This is a genomic window from Serratia sp. GW822-FHT06E05 (assembly GCF_058799445.1).
The window spans coordinates 98,603-113,732 of record NZ_JBXALM010000008.1 but is presented as its reverse complement, the minus strand read 5'-3'; the positions used below and the strand labels follow the sequence as shown (position 1 = coordinate 113,732).

Here is a 15,130-nt window from a genome sequence, read left to right as displayed (position 1 = left end):
ATGACGAAGACCTACCACATTGCCGTCTTGCCCGGAGACGGAATCGGCCCGGAAGTAATGGCCCAAGCGCGTAAAGTGTTGAACGCAGTGCGTCAGCGCTTTGATATCCGCATCACCGAAGCCGAGTACGACGTCGGTGGTATTGCCATCGATCGTCATGGCAGTCCGCTGCCACAGGCAACCCTCGCCGGTTGCGAGCAAGCCGACGCCATCCTGTTCGGTTCAGTAGGTGGCCCGAAATGGGAACACTTGCCGCCAGCAGAACAACCTGAACGCGGTGCCTTGCTGCCCTTGCGCAAGCACTTCAAACTGTTCAGCAACCTGCGCCCTGCTCGCCTGTATCAGGGGTTGGAAGAGTTCTGCCCGCTGCGGGCCGACATCGCCGCCCGCGGTTTCGATATTCTGTGTGTGCGTGAACTGACCGGTGGCATCTACTTCGGCCAGCCGAAAGGTCGTGAAGGCCAGGGCATGCAGGAGCGCGCTTTCGACACCGAGGTCTATCATCGCTTCGAGATCGAACGCATTGCGCGCATCGCCTTCGAATCTGCCCGCAAGCGCCGCAATAAAGTAACCTCGATTGATAAAGCCAACGTATTGCAGAGCTCGATTCTGTGGCGCGAAGTGGTCAATCAGGTCGCCAAGGATTACCCAGATGTGTCGCTGTCGCATATGTATATCGACAACGCCACCATGCAGTTGATCAAAGACCCGTCGCAGTTCGACGTGCTGCTGTGTTCCAACCTGTTCGGCGATATCCTGTCCGACGAGTGCGCAATGATCACCGGGTCGATGGGCATGCTGCCGTCCGCCAGCCTGAACGAGCAAGGCTTCGGTTTATACGAGCCCGCAGGCGGTTCTGCACCGGACATCGCGGGTAAAGGCATCGCCAACCCAATCGCCCAGATCCTGTCCGCCACCCTGCTGCTGCGTTACAGCCTGGGTGCCACTGAAGCAGCGGATGCCGTAGAACGCGCAATCAACCAGGCGCTGGAACAAGGTTACCGCACCGCCGATCTGGCAGGTACCGGTAAAGCCATCAGCACCGATGAAATGGGTGACATCATCGCCCGCTTTGTAGCTCAGGGGGCATAACATGGCCAAGACCTTATATCAGAAGCTGTACGATGCCCACGTGGTGTACGAAGCGCCGAACGAAACGCCGCTGTTGTATATCGACCGCCATCTGGTGCACGAAGTCACTTCGCCACAGGCATTTGATGGTCTGCGCGCCATGGGCCGCAAGGTGCGCCAACCTGGCAAAACCTTCGCCACTATGGACCACAACGTCTCGACCCAAACCAAAGACATCAACGCCAGCGGCGAGATGGCGCGTATTCAAATGCAGGAGCTGATCAAGAACTGTGCTGAATTCGGCGTCTCGCTGTATGACCTGAACCACCCTTTCCAGGGCATCGTACACGTCATCGGCCCTGAGCAGGGCATGACGCTGCCGGGCATGACCATCGTCTGCGGCGACTCTCATACCGCGACGCATGGAGCCTTCGGCTCGCTGGCCTTCGGTATCGGTACCTCGGAAGTGGAACATGTGCTGGCTACCCAAACCCTGAAACAGGGTCGCGCCAAAACCATGAAGATTGAAGTCACCGGTGATGCCGCCGAAGGCATTACTGCCAAGGACATCGTGCTGGCGATCATCGGCAAAACCGGCAGCGCCGGCGGTACCGGTCACGTCGTGGAATTCTGTGGCAAAGCGATTGAAACGCTGAGCATGGAAGGCCGCATGACCCTGTGCAACATGGCGATCGAGATGGGCGCCAAAGCCGGGTTAGTGGCTCCGGACGACACCACCTTTGAATACCTGAAAGGCCGTCAGTTTGCCCCAACCGGCAACAACTGGGAGCAGGCCGTCGCCTACTGGCGCACCATGAAGTCAGATGACGACGCCAAATTTGATACCGTAGTAACCTTGCGCGCCGAAGACATCGCGCCACAGGTTACCTGGGGTACCAACCCAGGCCAGGTTATTGCCGTTAATCAGGCAATCCCGGCGCCGGAATCGTTCAGCGATCCGGTTGAACGTGCCTCGGCAGAAAAAGCGTTGGCCTATATGGACCTCAAACCGGGCATCAAGCTGACCGAAGTGCCGATCGACAAAGTGTTTATCGGCTCTTGTACCAACTCACGTATCGAAGATTTGCGTGCGGCTGCGGCAATCGCCAAAGGTCGCAAGGTTGCCAATGGCGTACAGGCGATCGTGGTGCCGGGCTCCGGCCCGGTGAAAGCTCAAGCGGAAGCGGAAGGCCTGGATCAAATCTTTATTGAAGCCGGTTTCGAATGGCGTCTGCCGGGCTGCTCAATGTGCCTGGCGATGAACAACGATCGTCTGAACCCCGGCGAGCGCTGCGCATCCACCAGCAACCGTAACTTCGAAGGGCGTCAGGGCCGCGGTGGACGTACTCACCTGGTCAGCCCGGCGATGGCGGCGGCGGCGGCCGTTGCCGGTCATTTCGCCGATATCCGTGATATTCACTAAGGGGCTAACGTGTCTAAATTTACTCAACATATTGGTTTGGTCGTGCCTCTGGACGCGGCTAACGTCGACACCGACGCCATCATTCCAAAACAGTTTTTACAGAAAGTGACGCGTACCGGCTTCGGCCAGCACCTGTTTAACGACTGGCGCTTCCTCGATGACGCCGGCCAGCAGCCAAACCCTGAGTTCGTGCTGAACAAGCCGCGCTACAAGGGTGCCAGCATCCTGCTGGCGCGCGAAAACTTTGGCTGTGGCTCCTCACGCGAGCACGCTCCGTGGGCACTGACCGATTACGGTTTTAAAGTGGTGATTGCGCCCAGCTTCGCCGATATCTTCTACGGCAACTCGTTCAACAACCAGCTGCTGCCGGTTACTTTGAGCGAACAGCAGGTTGATGAACTGTTCAAACTGGTCGCAGACAACGAAGGGGTCGAATTCGTGGTCGATTTGGAGAACCAGACGGTCAATGCCGGCGGCAAAAGCTACCCGTTTGAGATCGACAGCTTCCGCCGCCACTGCATGATTAACGGATTGGACAGCATCGGCCTGACGCTGCAACACGAAGCGGATATTTCACGCTACGAGGCGCAGCAGCCCGCGTTTCTGAACTGATCAGCGGCTAATACCCTAAATAATTGGAGCTGCGGCAAGGCGGCAAGTAAGTAAATCCCCTGGAGCTTAGTGAACTAAGTGACAGGGGTGCGCTTACGCAGCCAACACAGCGGCAGCTTCAAGTATGACGGGTATCACCAATAACCCAGCCACTTCCACCAGGCCCCGCCAATTAACATCCAAATCAGCAGGTTAATCACGCTCATCACAAAACCGGCTTTCCACCATTCGCCCAGCGTCACATAGCCGGAACCGAAAATGATCGGCGCCGTCCCGGTACCATAGTGGGTCAGTGACATCATCAGAGAAGACGAAAACGCCAGGATCAGGCCCAACAGCGCCGGTGGCGCCCCGAGCGCAACGCCGGCGGCAAAGAAGGCGGCAAACATGGCGGTGACGTGTGCGGTGGTGCTGGCAAAGAAGTAGTGCGAATACAGATAGATGATGGTTAACAGCACGGTGCCGCCCACCCAGCTCATCCCCATATGATCAATACCGCTGCCCACGGTCTGCGACAGCCAACTAATCAACCCCAACTTGCCGAGGAAACTGGCCATCATCACCAGCGCAGAGAACCACACCACCGTATCCCAGGCCCCTTTGTGCTTCAAAACGTCTTCCCAACTCAGCACGCCGGTCGCCAACAGCACCGCCAGGCCAATCAGCGCGGCCGTGGTGGGGTTAACCGCCAGCGCCGGGCCGAAGATCATCGCCGGAATGCCGGCCCATAGCACGAGCAACAGAGCAAACACTGCCAGGGTGATTTTCTCCGGCAAGGTGATTGGCCCCAAAGCCTGTAGCTTGTCGCGGGCGAAGCGCGGCGCGTCCGGGGTACTTTTCACCTCCGGCGGATACAACAGATAAATGACCAGCGGCATAACGATCAACGAACACACGCCCGGCACCAGAGCAGCAATTGCCCACATTGACCAGGAGAGTTCGAAGTTGCCGTGCGTCCCCTTGGCGATCAGGCTGACGATCAGCGGGTTAGGCGCAGTCGCGGTGATAAACATCGCCGACGTGATAGGGTTGATGTTGTAATTCACCAGCGACAGATAGCGGCCAATTTTGCCTGAGGTATTCAGATCGGGCCGCGAGCCGAAGCTGTCGGCGATTGACTTCATGATCGGATGGATAATCCCGCCGCCTCGGGCGGTATTGCTTGGGGTGACTGGCGCCAGGGTGGTTTCCGCCAGCGTCAATGCATAGGCGATCCCCAGCGTCTTCTTACCGAACAACGAAATAAAGTAGTAGCCAATGCGCGCGCCCAGCCCGGTTTTGTTCAGGCTAAGGGAGATCATGATCGAAAAACCGATCAACCAAATCAACTGGTTGGAGAACCCGCTGAGTGCATCATTGAGCGCCGCGCCCGGTTTGCCGGGGTTAGTGACACCGGTTACGGCCACCAGTGCGATGGCCACTATCGAAACCGCACCAATCGGCATTGCCTTGCCGATGATGGCGATGATAGTGCCGATAAACAGCGCCAGCAGATGCCAGGCATTGGGCGCAACCCCTTCGGGAACCGGGATCACAAACCAGATAAGCAGAGCGACGACGACGGCACACAGGGAAGGGACAGGTTTGAGCGGTGTTAGTTTATCCATAACATACCCACTTTTCTAAACGGATCGGCATCTCAGCAGCAAGATGGGCGGGAGCACAGCGATCGGGCTCCGGTTTCGTTTAGCTTGGGCCGTTGGCGTAATGTTCTCAATGACATGCGTCAATGTTGACGACGTTTACACTCACACTTCTCGCACGCGAACGCTCATCCATAACGCCGCCACCGCCAGCAGTGCCGCCAGCCAATACACCGCGTAATGACCCAGGTTTTCCACCAACGCGCCCTGCAGCACCCCGGCCAGGATCACCCCGGTAGAAATACTGTTGGTAAACAGCGTTGTCGCCGCACCGGGCCGCCCTGGCATCAGGTCCTGGAAATAGAGCATGCCAATACCGGCGATAATGCCGATAAAGATGGCATTGAACAGCTGTAATACCATCAGCGCCAGCTTGAATTTAAACACCACCAGCCCGGCATAAAACAGGATGCCTGCCACCACGGCGAACAGCATCATATTGCGTTTGCCGAAGCGCTTGACGTAATAACCGGCCAGCAGCATCGCCGGGATCTCCAGCCCGGCCGCCGTGCCCATCAGCAGTCCCGCCAGGTTCTCCGGCAGGCCCAGATCGGCGGTGATATACAGCGGCATGTCGATGATGTACATGGTATTGCAGGTCCACATCAGCACCGAGGCGATAAACAACCGCCTGACATCCGGGTTCCGCCAGGCGCTGACTGGGGCAATCGGTGCCGAAGGCGCTGCGATTAGCGTATCGGCAGGTTCTACCGGCGCGACACGCGGCACCGAAGGCAGCGTAAACCACACCAGTAATGCACAAATTGCAAAGGTCGCCGCGGCAATAACGAACATCACCGTAAAGCCGTAATTCAACGCCAGCGTAAACGAAAGCGGCGGGCCAATCACCCAGGCCAACGACAGCTGCGCACGCATGACCGAGCTGAACATCACCACTTCACGTGCCGAGCTGTCAGCATATTCCCGCGCCAGTGCGAAAATCTGTGGCATGGCGGTGTTGGCAATTGCCGACAGCAGCACCCCGGCCGTAATCAGCGTCAAATAGTCGCGGTTGAAGGCAAAAAGCAGGCAATTGCCGACCGCCATCAGGCAGCACACCAGGATCAGCTTGCGTCGATCGCCGCGCGTGTCCGAACGTTTGGCCAGCAGAAAACTGACCGCAATGCCGACAATGGCGTTAACGGTATAGAACAGACCCACCCACAGCGGCCGGACCTTAACCTCGGTGGTTAAAAACAGGCTCAGGGTCGGCGCCAATAGCGCTCCGGCAATACCGGAAAGGAAAGCAATCAGCAGGAAAGCGGCAAAGACGGGATTAAAGCGGCGTGGCAGCCAATGCAGTCGTTTCATATCTTCGTCTCAGGCCCTTAATGCGGAAGACAGAACCTTAGGCCAAGGGGAAAAAATTGCAAGAATATCCCCGCAGCCCACAATAAAAAAACCAGTGGGTATGACCCCACTGGCTGGTGAACAGCACCATTACTCAGAAACACTTTCGCTACCGAAGCCTCAGAGGTGCTCGCGGTATTGCTTGTCCGTCATTGACGCGATATCCCATTGGGTCAGGTGGGCCAACATCTCCAGCCGCGCCTGTTCAGGTACCAGTCCCAACCAGTCAGCGTGCTGCCGGCGTACTGCGCTGAAGTAGCGCTGATAGAACTGTTTTGACAAGAAAACTTTCATCCGTCGCCCTCCCCCTTTCATTGTGGAAAATTATCGGCGTAATATAGGGAAAGATAAATTGATGGGTTACCGCCGGAGCCTTCCTCTTTTATGTCCACTTCCAGATTGCAACAGCAGTTCATTCGCCTGTGGCAGCGCTGCCATGGCGAACCGACCGAAACCACGTTACAGGAGCTGGCCGAAGTGCTCAGTTGCTCGCGTCGCCACGTGCGTTCACTACTGGGCGCCATGCAGCAGCAGGGCTGGCTGACCTGGCAGGCAGAATCGGGGCGCGGCAAGCGTTCGCAACTGACCTTTCACTATACCGGTCTGGCGTTGCAGCAACAGCGTGCCGAGGAGTTGCTGGAGCAGGATCGTATCGATCAGCTGGTGCAACTGGTTGGCGATAAAAATGTGGTGCGGCAGATGCTGCTGTCCCAACTGGGCCGCAGCTTTCGTCAGGGTAAACACATCCTGCGCGTGCTCTATTACCGGCAACTGTACAATTTGTTGCCGGGCTCGGCGCTGCGCCGCTCGGAAACCCATTTGGCGAGACAAATTTTCAGCGGCCTGACGCGGATAAATGAGGAAAACGGGGAACTGGAATCCGATCTTTCTCATCACTGGCAAGCTTTAACGCCGTTGCATTGGCGCTTTTATTTACGCCCGGCCATTCATTTCCACCATGGGCGCGAGCTGGAAATGGAAGATGTCATCAGTTCGCTCAGCCGGTTGATGCCACAACCGCTGTTCTCCCATATCGAACGCGTGACGTCGCCGACGCCCTACGTGATTGACGTGCATCTGCACAGCCCCGATTACTGGTTGCCGTGGCTGCTGGGCAGCGTGCACGCCATGATATTGCCGCGCGAGTGGCAGAGCCTGCCGGAGTTCTCGCGCCATCCGGTCGGTACCGGCCCCTATAGCGTGGTGCGCAATCACCTCAGCCAGATGAAAATTCACGCCTTTGATGATTACTTTGGCTATCGCGCACTGATCGACGAGGTCAATATCTGGGTGCTGCCAGAGGTAACCGAAGAACTGGTACACTCCGGCGTACAGCTCCAGGCGGACGATACCGGGAAAAACGAGCTGGAAAGCCGACTGGAAGAAGGCTGCTATTTTCTGCTATTCGATCAGCGCTCTCCGCTGGCGGCCGATCCGGTCATCCGCAGCTGGTTATGCGAACTGATCAACCCTATTTCGCTCCTGAGCAACGCCGGCCCTGTTTATCAACGCTATTGGTCACCGGCCTACGGCATTCTGCCGCGCTGGCACCACAATCGCGCGCTGGCATTGCAGCCCAAACCGGCCGGATTGACCGAACTGACCCTGACCTACTACAGCGAACACTCGGAGTTCCACGCCATTCAGCAGGCCATCGAGCCGCTGCTGGCGCAGCACGGCATTAAGCTGAATATTCAGATTGTCGATTACGCTACCTGGCATAAAGGCGACGCGAGCACCGATTTGTGGCTCGGCAGCGCCAACTTTTACCTGCCGCTGGAGTTCTCACTGTTCGCCACCCTGTATGAACTGCCGCTGATGCAGCACTGCATGAGTGAGGACTTGTCCGAAGATGCGGCGCTGTGGCGCGCCAATGCCCTGCCGCTGGCGGACTTTTGCCAACGTCTGGTCAGCGGCCATCAATTGCATCCTCTGTTCCACCACTGGCTGCAACTGCATGGCCAGCGCAGCATGCGCGGCGTGCGAATGAACACTCTGGGTTGGTTTGATTTCAAATCCGCCTGGTTTGCGCCGCCGGAAGCATAAGCACCTTTCACCGGCGCCCGTTAGTCTTTACAATGGCGCCGTCTCAACGGGGTGCGAAAAACGATTTATTGCTGAGATATACCCAAAATAATTGACGTTGCAGGTAGGCGGCAACCGAGCGACAAATCGGTCGGGAACCGATTTGAACAGCGCTTGCGTTGGCCCGAAGGGCGAGCCTCATGGACGAGGCTCATAAATCCCCAAGAACATAGAATTCCTATGTGACTGGGGTGAGAGAGAGAAGCCAACACCGCTGCAACTTCAAGTATGAAGGGGATAAACCCGTCGAACCTGATCCGGTCAATACCGGCGGAGGGATTTGAGCCCAGCGATCCGGCATCAGCCGCTTGCCCCCTCAGATACCCTTGCCCCCCTAAATTTTCAGGAGTGCAAAGTGGTCAAAAAAAGCCTGCCCTTGTTACTGTTGTTGTGCGCCGCACCGGTGTTCGCCAAGCCCACGCTGACGGTCTACACCTACGATTCCTTCGCCGCTGACTGGGGCCCTGGCCCGGCGGTCAAAAAAGCCTTTGAGGCCCAGTGCGATTGCGAGCTGAAATTTGTCGCGCTGGAAGACGGTGTCTCACTGCTTAATCGCCTGCGCATGGAAGGCAAAAACAGCGCCGCCGACGTGGTGCTGGGGCTGGACAACAACCTGCTGCAGGCGGCGCAGCAAACTGGGCTATTCGCGCCAAGCGACGTCGACAGCAGCAAATTGAACGTACCGGGCGGCTGGCAAGACAAAACCTTCGTCCCCTATGACTACGGCTACTTTGCCTTCGTTTACAACAAAGAAAAGCTGAAGAACCCGCCCAAAAGCCTGCATGAGCTGGTCGAGAGCAGCCAGAACTGGAAAGTGATCTATGAGGATCCGCGTACCAGTACCCCAGGTTTGGGTCTGCTGCTATGGATGCAGAAAGTGTATGGCGATCAGGCACCGGCAGCCTGGCAGAAGCTGGCAAAGAAAACCGTCACCGTAACCAAGGGCTGGAGCGAAGCCTATGGCCTGTTCCTGAAAGGCGAAGGCGATTTGGTGCTTAGCTACACCACCTCCCCGGCCTACCATCTGATTGAAGAAAAAAAAGACAGCTATGCCGCTGCCAACTTCAGTGAAGGCCATTATCTGCAGGTGGAAGTGGCGGGCAAACTCAAGGCCAGCAAGCAACCTGAGTTGGCGGAACGCTTTATGCAATTTATGGTATCCCCGGCGTTCCAAAACGCCATTCCTACCGGCAACTGGATGTATCCGGTGATCAAGACCTCACTGCCGGCCGGATTTGACCAAATGACCGTCCCGCAGACCGCGCTGCAGTACAGCGCAGAAGACGTGGCCAAACAACGCAGCAACTGGATCCGGGCATGGCAAACCGCCGTCAGCCACTGATCCCGCGTTGGCTATGGCCCGGGCTGCTGGCCGCCGGCCTGATCCTGACCATCGCCGTGCTGGCGATGGGGTCGCTGTGGCGGCACGCGCCGGACAGCGACTGGCGTGGTATATGGCAAGACAGCTACCTGTGGCACGTAGTGCGCTTCACGTTTTGGCAGGCCCTGCTGTCCGCGCTGATCTCGGTGCTACCCGCGATCCTGCTGGCTCGGGCGCTCTATCGCCGCCGTTTCCCCGGTCGTCAGTTACTGCTGCGGCTCTGCGCCATGACGCTGGTGCTGCCGGTGCTGGTGGCGGTATTCGGCCTGCTCAGCATATATGGCCGCCAGGGCTGGTTGGCAATGCTGTGTGGCTGGCTGGGCATTAACTACAGTTTCACGCCTTATGGTCTGCAGGGCATCCTGCTGGCGCACATGTTCTTCAACCTGCCGTTGGCGACACGTCTGTTGCTGCAGGCGCTGGAAAACATTCCGGTTGAACAGCGCCAATTGGCAGCCCAGCTCGGCATGAGCGGTTGGCAGCAGTTTCGCTTTGTCGAGTGGCCGGCGCTGCGCCGTCAAATCCTGCCGAGCGGCGCGCTGATCTTTATGCTGTGCTTCGCCAGCTTCGCCACCGTACTGTCGCTGGGAGGTGGGCCGCAGGCAACCACCATCGAACTGGCCATCTATCAGGCGCTCAGTTACGACTACGATCTCAGCCGCGCCGCGCTGCTGGCGCTGATCCAACTGGCATGCTGCCTGGGGCTGGTGATCTTCAGCCAGCGCCTGAGCCAGGCGCTGCCGGTCGGCAATACCCATGCCACTATCTGGCGTAATCCGGAAGACAGCCTGTGGCGACGCATCAGTGACTTTTTGCTGATTGCCGCCGCGTTGCTGCTGCTGTTGCCCCCACTGCTGGCGGTGATCGCCGACGGCGCCAATCAAACGATGGTTAGCGTCCTGCAGCAACAGGTGTTGTGGCAGGCATTGTTCACTTCGTTGCGCATCGCTCTGGGGGCGGGCGTACTTTGTGTCGTGCTGACCATGATGCTGCTGTGGAGCAGCCGTGAGCTGAAGCTGCAACAGAGACTGCGTTGGGGGCACGCGCTGGAGTTGAGCGGTATGGTGATCCTGGCGATGCCGGGCATTGTGCTGGCCACCGGTTTCTTCCTGCTGTTGAGCGACACCGTGGGGCTGCCGCAGTCGCCGTACGCGCTGGTGATCCTCACCAATGCGTTGATGGCCGTGCCCTATGCGCTAAAAGTGTTGGAAAACCCCATGCGCGACCTGGCCGAACGTTATAATCCGCTGTGCCTGTCGCTGGATATTCAGGGCTGGCAGCGGCTACGCTGGATTGAGCTGAAAGCGCTGCGCCGCCCGTTGGCCCAGGCGCTGGCCTTCGCCTGCGTACTGTCGATCGGCGATTTCGGCGTGGTGGCACTGTTTGGCAACGAACATTTCCGCACCCTGCCTTTTTACCTGTACCAGCAGATCGGCGCCTACCGCAGCAATGACGGTGCGGTCACCGCGCTGCTGTTGCTGTTGCTGTGCTTCCTGCTGTTTACCCTGATCGAACGCTTACCGGGCCGCTCTGACCGATAGATTTCAAGCTGCAGCAAGGCGGCGACTGAGCGCATTCCCAGGAGCTTAGTTCCCTAAGTGACTGGGATAAGTGAAGAAAGCCAACACAGCGGCAACGTGAAAGATGAAGGACATATGCTAAAGCTTGAAAAACTGACCTACCTGTATGAACACCTGCCAATGCGCTTCGACCTGCATATTCAACCGGGCGAACGCGTCGCGGTGCTGGGCCCCAGCGGGGCGGGGAAGAGCACTCTGCTCAGCCTGATCGCCGGTTTTCTGCCGTCCGCCAGCGGCAGGTTGCTGCTCAACGGTAGCAACCACACCGGCACGCCGCCAGCCAAGCGCCCGGTCTCGATGCTGTTTCAGGAAAATAACCTGTTCGCCCACCTGACGGTAGCGCAGAACATCGGTTTAGGCCTGGATCCCGGCCTGCGGCTGAATGAAGAGCAGAAGCGGCAATTGGCGCAAATTGCCCGGCAAGTAGGGCTGGAAGAACATCTGCCTCGCCTGCCGTCGCAGCTTTCCGGTGGCCAACGCCAGCGTGCCGCCCTGGCGCGTTGCCTGATCCGCCAGCGGCCCATCCTGTTACTCGACGAACCTTTTTCAGCGCTCGATCCGGCTTTACGCAACGAGATGCTGCAACTGCTGCAGGAAGTTTGCGACCAGCGAAACCTGACGCTATTGATGGTATCGCACAACCTGGATGACGCCGCACGCATCGCGCCACGGACCCTGCTGGTGGTGGACGGCCGTATTTTTTACGACGGCCCGACGCAGGCGCTGCTGGACGGCAGCGCGCCGGAAGCCAAGGTGCTGGGCATTTCACACAAACCGTGATCTTCCGCCCGTTTTTTATGCTGTGCAAATAAACCAGTTGTGCGAATTTTTCGCCTGTGGTTTTATAAAAACCTGACTTTTTTTACTGATGATAAGGTTCCCTGTGATCGCATCCTCGCTGACTTCGACCCTACTAATTACCGCGCTACCAGCCGCGGTGGTCGTCGTGCGTGTGGTGGTGGTCGTCGGCAATGCGCCGTAGGGTCCGAATCAACGCATCGATTCCCAAACCCCGCCGGCGCAAACCGGGCGGGGTTTTTAGTTTTAGCCCCCTGCCCAGAAAAGCAAACCGGCCTTGAGAAAGGATAGGAACATGGCAATTTCGGGCACGCCACATCAAGGTAACCGCTTCACCGGCGCTGAGTTGATCGTTCATCTGCTGGAGCGTCAGGGCATCACCACCGTCGCCGGCATTCCCGGCGGTGCGGCACTGCCGCTGTATGACGCGCTGAGCCAAAGCACCCGTATTCATCACGTACTGGCTCGCCACGAACAGGGGGCGGGTTTTATGGCGCAAGGTATGGCACGCGCTAACGGCAAGGCGGCGGTTTGTATCGCCTCGAGCGGCCCGGGCGCGACCAATCTGGTCACCGCCATCGCCGACGCCAAACTCGATTCTATCCCGCTGGTGTGCATCACCGGCCAGGTTCCCTCTTCGATGATTGGCACCGATGCCTTCCAGGAAGTGGACACCTACGGCATCTCGATTCCAATCACCAAGCACAACCATTTGGTCCGCGATATCCGCGAACTGCCACAGGTGATTTGTGACGCATTCCGCATCGCTGAATCCGGCCGCCCTGGCCCAGTGTGGATCGACGTACCGAAAGATGTTCAAACGGCGGTTATCAGCCTGGACGAACTGCCGCCGATCGCCGTTCCCGATGCGGCACCAACCTTTGAAGCTACCGCCGTGGCGCAGGCCGCCGCGATGATCAATCAGGCCAAACGCCCGGTGTTGTATCTGGGCGGCGGCATCATCTGCGCCAACGCCTATCAGCAGGCGATTGAGCTCGCTGAACGCGCCAACCTGCCCACCACCATGACGCTGATGGCATTGGGCGCCATGCCGGTGCAGCATCCGTTGTCGCTGGGCATGCTGGGTATGCATGCGGCGCGCAGTACCAACTTTATTCTGCAAGAGGCTGATTTACTGATCGTGCTGGGCGCGCGCTTTGACGATCGGGCGATTGGCAAGACCGAGCAATTCTGTCCAAACGCCAGCATCATTCACGTGGATATCGATCGCGCCGAACTGGGCAAGGTAAAGCAGGCCAATATTGCCATTCACGCCGACGTAGGCCAGGTATTGCAACAACTGCTGCCTCAAATCGAAGCGCAGCCACGCAGCGAATGGCTGAGTACCGTCAATGATCTCAAGCGCGAGTTCCCGTTCAGCATGCCTAACGCCGAAGATCCGCTGAGCCACTACGGGCTGGTGCTGGCTGCCGCGCGCTGCGTGGACGAAAACGCCATCATTACCACCGACGTTGGCCAGCATCAGATGTGGGTAGCACAAGCCTATCCGCTGAGCCGACCGCGCCAGTGGCTGACCTCCGGCGGGCTGGGCACCATGGGCTTCGGCCTGCCGGCGGCGATCGGCGCTGCCCTGGCCGAGCCGCAGCGCAAGGTGCTGTGTTTCTCCGGTGACGGCAGCCTGATGATGAACATTCAGGAAATGGCGACCGCCGTCGAACATGACCTGGACGTGAAAATTATCCTGATGAACAACCAGGCGTTGGGGCTGGTGCACCAGCAGCAAACGCTGTTCTACCAGCAGCGCATTTTCGCCGCCGCCTATCCCAAGCGCACCGACTTTATCAAGATTGCCGCCGGTTTCGGGATGGACACCTGCGATTTGAATGCCGCAGAAGATCCGCAGGCGGCACTGGCCGAAGCGATCCAACGTCCAGGGCCTTGCCTGATCCATGCGCTGATTGATATTAATGAAAAAGTTTTCCCGATGGTGCCGCCGGGCGCTGCCAACATCGACATGATTGGAGAATAAGCCATGTCAGAACAACGCAATAACCCACAGGTGATCCTGGAACTGGCGGTACGTAACCACCCTGGCGTGATGTCGCACGTCTGCGGCCTGTTTGCCCGCCGCGCCTTTAACGTGGAGGGCATTCTGTGCCTGCCGCTGAAAGACGGTAAACAAAGCCGCATCTGGCTATTGGTGGCGGACGATCAGCGGCTGGTGCAGATGATCAGCCAGGTAGAAAAACTCGAAGATGTGCTGCAGGTAAAACGCCACAGCGAAGACGTGCGGGTGTTTGAACAGCTGGAAGCCTTCTTCCAGTAAGGCGCAAAGGGGCGTCACGCCCCCTTGTCATTGACCGGCCAGCACCTTCCAAAGCAGGTGACGATAAACTGGCATCAGCGGTTGCTGGTGCAGATAATAAAAGGTGCCGATCGCCAATCCCCAGCTCAGGACGCAGGCCATCCGCAGACGTACCGGTGACAGCCACTTGCCAAGCCGGTCGGCGCTGCGTTTGCCTTCGCGCCACCATCGCCAGCTCAGCCAGGCGGCCAGCCAAATCAATACCACTACCGCAAACAGCAACCACTTAAATAACGCACTGTTGGCGCTGGCAGGGATATCGATGGCTACGCCGGCCAAAATACCGGGGAAGAAATAGACTGGTGGCCAGGCAATACAGCCGATGATGTTAGGCAACGCGAATTTATACGGCGGCAAATCGAGCATGCCGGCCACCATCGGCACCAGCGGGCGCGTTGGGCCAACAAAGCGCCCAATCAGGATGGTCGCCATACTGTGTTGATGCAACGCGTGCTCGGTCTTGTCCAGCATCGCTTTGTTCTTCTTCAAGAATGACCAGCGGTGCAGCGGCCCCTTGAAGGCGCGGCCGATAAAGTAAGAAATCCAGTCACCCAACAGGCAACCCACGATGCCTGCAGCCCAGGCATAATAGAAATCTACCTGACCGCTGCCGATCAACGCACCGATACTGGCCATCATGACCGTGCCGGGTAGCAACAGCCCCACTAGCGCCAGCGATTCCAGAAACGCGACAAACATGACCACCATCAGAGTGAAAGCCAATGACTGGGTGATCAAGTGCTGTAAATAGGCTTCCATTAAACCTCTGTTCGTTATCCAAAGCGCGTGGGCGTGGGATTGTCCGGTGCGGCCGGGAGCGAGTCAACCTGTGAATTGTATGCTTTTTTGGCAGAACTGTGC

General features: G+C 58.1%; 14 protein-coding genes. 10 read left to right on the top strand and 4 right to left on the bottom strand.

Annotated elements, in window-relative coordinates:
• The 3 genes from leuB to leuD are packed head-to-tail and all read left to right on the top strand — an operon-like array spanning nt 1 to nt 3,106.
• Nucleotides 1–1,092 carry a 3-isopropylmalate dehydrogenase gene (gene leuB, locus AC1RKC_RS18000; RefSeq protein ID WP_041414192.1) on the top strand — a complete coding sequence of 364 codons (1,092 nt, stop codon included), beginning with the start codon at nt 1–3 and terminating at the stop codon, nt 1,090–1,092.
• 1 nt (nt 1,093) lies between these two features.
• Nucleotides 1,094–2,494 (top strand): 3-isopropylmalate dehydratase large subunit, encoded by a 1,401-nt coding sequence (gene leuC / locus AC1RKC_RS17995; protein WP_261139401.1) that lies wholly within the window; start codon nt 1,094–1,096, stop codon nt 2,492–2,494.
• A 9-nt stretch (nt 2,495–2,503) separates the two neighbouring features.
• Nucleotides 2,504–3,106, top strand: coding sequence for a 3-isopropylmalate dehydratase small subunit (gene leuD, locus AC1RKC_RS17990; RefSeq protein ID WP_020825194.1), 603 nt, complete (start codon nt 2,504–2,506; stop codon nt 3,104–3,106).
• Between the two features lie 134 nt (nt 3,107–3,240).
• Here leuD and AC1RKC_RS17985 read toward each other — a convergent pair whose 3' ends face one another.
• The 3 genes from AC1RKC_RS17985 to sgrT all read right to left on the bottom strand — a co-directional run bounded on the left by AC1RKC_RS17985 (nt 3,241) and on the right by sgrT (nt 6,393).
• Nucleotides 3,241–4,713, bottom strand: a complete 1,473-nt coding sequence (locus tag AC1RKC_RS17985; protein WP_020825193.1) for a DASS family sodium-coupled anion symporter — start codon at nt 4,711–4,713, stop codon at nt 3,241–3,243.
• Nucleotides 4,714–4,854: 141 nt separating this feature from the next.
• Entirely contained in the window at nt 4,855–6,060 is a 1,206-nt protein-coding gene (locus AC1RKC_RS17980) for a sugar efflux transporter (RefSeq protein ID WP_020825192.1), read from the bottom strand.
• 159 nt (nt 6,061–6,219) lie between these two features.
• On the bottom strand, nt 6,220–6,393 hold the full coding sequence (sgrT, locus tag AC1RKC_RS17975) for a glucose uptake inhibitor SgrT (RefSeq protein ID WP_020825191.1): 174 nt from the start codon (nt 6,391–6,393) through the stop codon (nt 6,220–6,222).
• 90 nt (nt 6,394–6,483) lie between these two features.
• Between sgrT and sgrR the strand changes: the two genes are divergently transcribed.
• The 7 genes from sgrR to ilvN all read left to right on the top strand — a co-directional run bounded on the left by sgrR (nt 6,484) and on the right by ilvN (nt 14,230).
• Nucleotides 6,484–8,145 carry an HTH-type transcriptional regulator SgrR gene (gene sgrR / locus AC1RKC_RS17970; RefSeq protein WP_493092663.1) on the top strand — a complete coding sequence of 554 codons (1,662 nt, stop codon included), beginning with the start codon at nt 6,484–6,486 and terminating at the stop codon, nt 8,143–8,145.
• A gap of 394 nt (nt 8,146–8,539) precedes the next feature.
• Nucleotides 8,540–9,526: a thiamine ABC transporter substrate binding subunit gene (thiB, locus tag AC1RKC_RS17965; protein ID WP_261109670.1), complete on the top strand. Its 987-nt coding sequence runs from the start codon at nt 8,540–8,542 to the stop codon at nt 9,524–9,526.
• Nucleotides 9,502–11,106: a thiamine/thiamine pyrophosphate ABC transporter permease ThiP gene (gene thiP, locus AC1RKC_RS17960; protein ID WP_261135795.1), complete on the top strand. Its 1,605-nt coding sequence runs from the start codon at nt 9,502–9,504 to the stop codon at nt 11,104–11,106. The genes thiB and thiP overlap by 25 nt, the downstream gene beginning before the upstream one ends.
• A 114-nt stretch (nt 11,107–11,220) precedes the next feature.
• On the top strand, nt 11,221–11,925 hold the full coding sequence (gene thiQ, locus AC1RKC_RS17955; RefSeq protein ID WP_174573728.1) for a thiamine ABC transporter ATP-binding protein ThiQ: 705 nt from the start codon (nt 11,221–11,223) through the stop codon (nt 11,923–11,925).
• An 88-nt stretch (nt 11,926–12,013) separates the two neighbouring features.
• Nucleotides 12,014–12,127, top strand: a complete 114-nt coding sequence (gene ivbL, locus AC1RKC_RS17950) for an ilvB operon leader peptide IvbL (protein WP_218167600.1) — start codon at nt 12,014–12,016, stop codon at nt 12,125–12,127.
• A 111-nt stretch (nt 12,128–12,238) separates the two neighbouring features.
• Nucleotides 12,239–13,933 (top strand): acetolactate synthase large subunit, encoded by a 1,695-nt coding sequence (gene ilvB, locus AC1RKC_RS17945; RefSeq protein ID WP_020825186.1) that lies wholly within the window; start codon nt 12,239–12,241, stop codon nt 13,931–13,933.
• A 3-nt stretch (nt 13,934–13,936) separates the two neighbouring features.
• Nucleotides 13,937–14,230, top strand: a complete 294-nt coding sequence (gene ilvN, locus AC1RKC_RS17940) for an acetolactate synthase small subunit (protein WP_020825185.1) — start codon at nt 13,937–13,939, stop codon at nt 14,228–14,230.
• 27 nt (nt 14,231–14,257) lie between these two features.
• Here the strand turns inward: ilvN and AC1RKC_RS17935 are convergent, their stop codons facing one another.
• Nucleotides 14,258–15,028 carry a DedA family protein gene (locus tag AC1RKC_RS17935; RefSeq protein ID WP_020825184.1) on the bottom strand — a complete coding sequence of 257 codons (771 nt, stop codon included), beginning with the start codon at nt 15,026–15,028 and terminating at the stop codon, nt 14,258–14,260.
• Nucleotides 15,029–15,130 lie beyond the last annotated feature (102 nt).

What these genes read in the sequence shown, in the direction of transcription:
- ilvB (WP_020825186.1), top strand. Translation starts at nt 12,239, where the DNA reads ATGGCAATTTCGGGCACGCCACATCAAGGTAACCGCTTCACCGGCGCT.
- sgrT (WP_020825191.1), bottom strand. Translation starts at nt 6,393, where the DNA reads ATGAAAGTTTTCTTGTCAAAACAGTTCTATCAGCGCTACTTCAGCGCA.
- AC1RKC_RS17980 (WP_020825192.1), bottom strand. Translation starts at nt 6,060, where the DNA reads ATGAAACGACTGCATTGGCTGCCACGCCGCTTTAATCCCGTCTTTGCC.
- ivbL (WP_218167600.1), top strand. Translation starts at nt 12,014, where the DNA reads ATGATAAGGTTCCCTGTGATCGCATCCTCGCTGACTTCGACCCTACTA.
- leuC (WP_261139401.1), top strand. Translation starts at nt 1,094, where the DNA reads ATGGCCAAGACCTTATATCAGAAGCTGTACGATGCCCACGTGGTGTAC.
- thiP (WP_261135795.1), top strand. Translation starts at nt 9,502, where the DNA reads ATGGCAAACCGCCGTCAGCCACTGATCCCGCGTTGGCTATGGCCCGGG.
- leuB (WP_041414192.1), top strand. Translation starts at nt 1, where the DNA reads ATGACGAAGACCTACCACATTGCCGTCTTGCCCGGAGACGGAATCGGC.
- sgrR (WP_493092663.1), top strand. Translation starts at nt 6,484, where the DNA reads ATGTCCACTTCCAGATTGCAACAGCAGTTCATTCGCCTGTGGCAGCGC.
- ilvN (WP_020825185.1), top strand. Translation starts at nt 13,937, where the DNA reads ATGTCAGAACAACGCAATAACCCACAGGTGATCCTGGAACTGGCGGTA.
- AC1RKC_RS17985 (WP_020825193.1), bottom strand. Translation starts at nt 4,713, where the DNA reads ATGGATAAACTAACACCGCTCAAACCTGTCCCTTCCCTGTGTGCCGTC.
- thiQ (WP_174573728.1), top strand. Translation starts at nt 11,221, where the DNA reads ATGCTAAAGCTTGAAAAACTGACCTACCTGTATGAACACCTGCCAATG.
- AC1RKC_RS17935 (WP_020825184.1), bottom strand. Translation starts at nt 15,028, where the DNA reads ATGGAAGCCTATTTACAGCACTTGATCACCCAGTCATTGGCTTTCACT.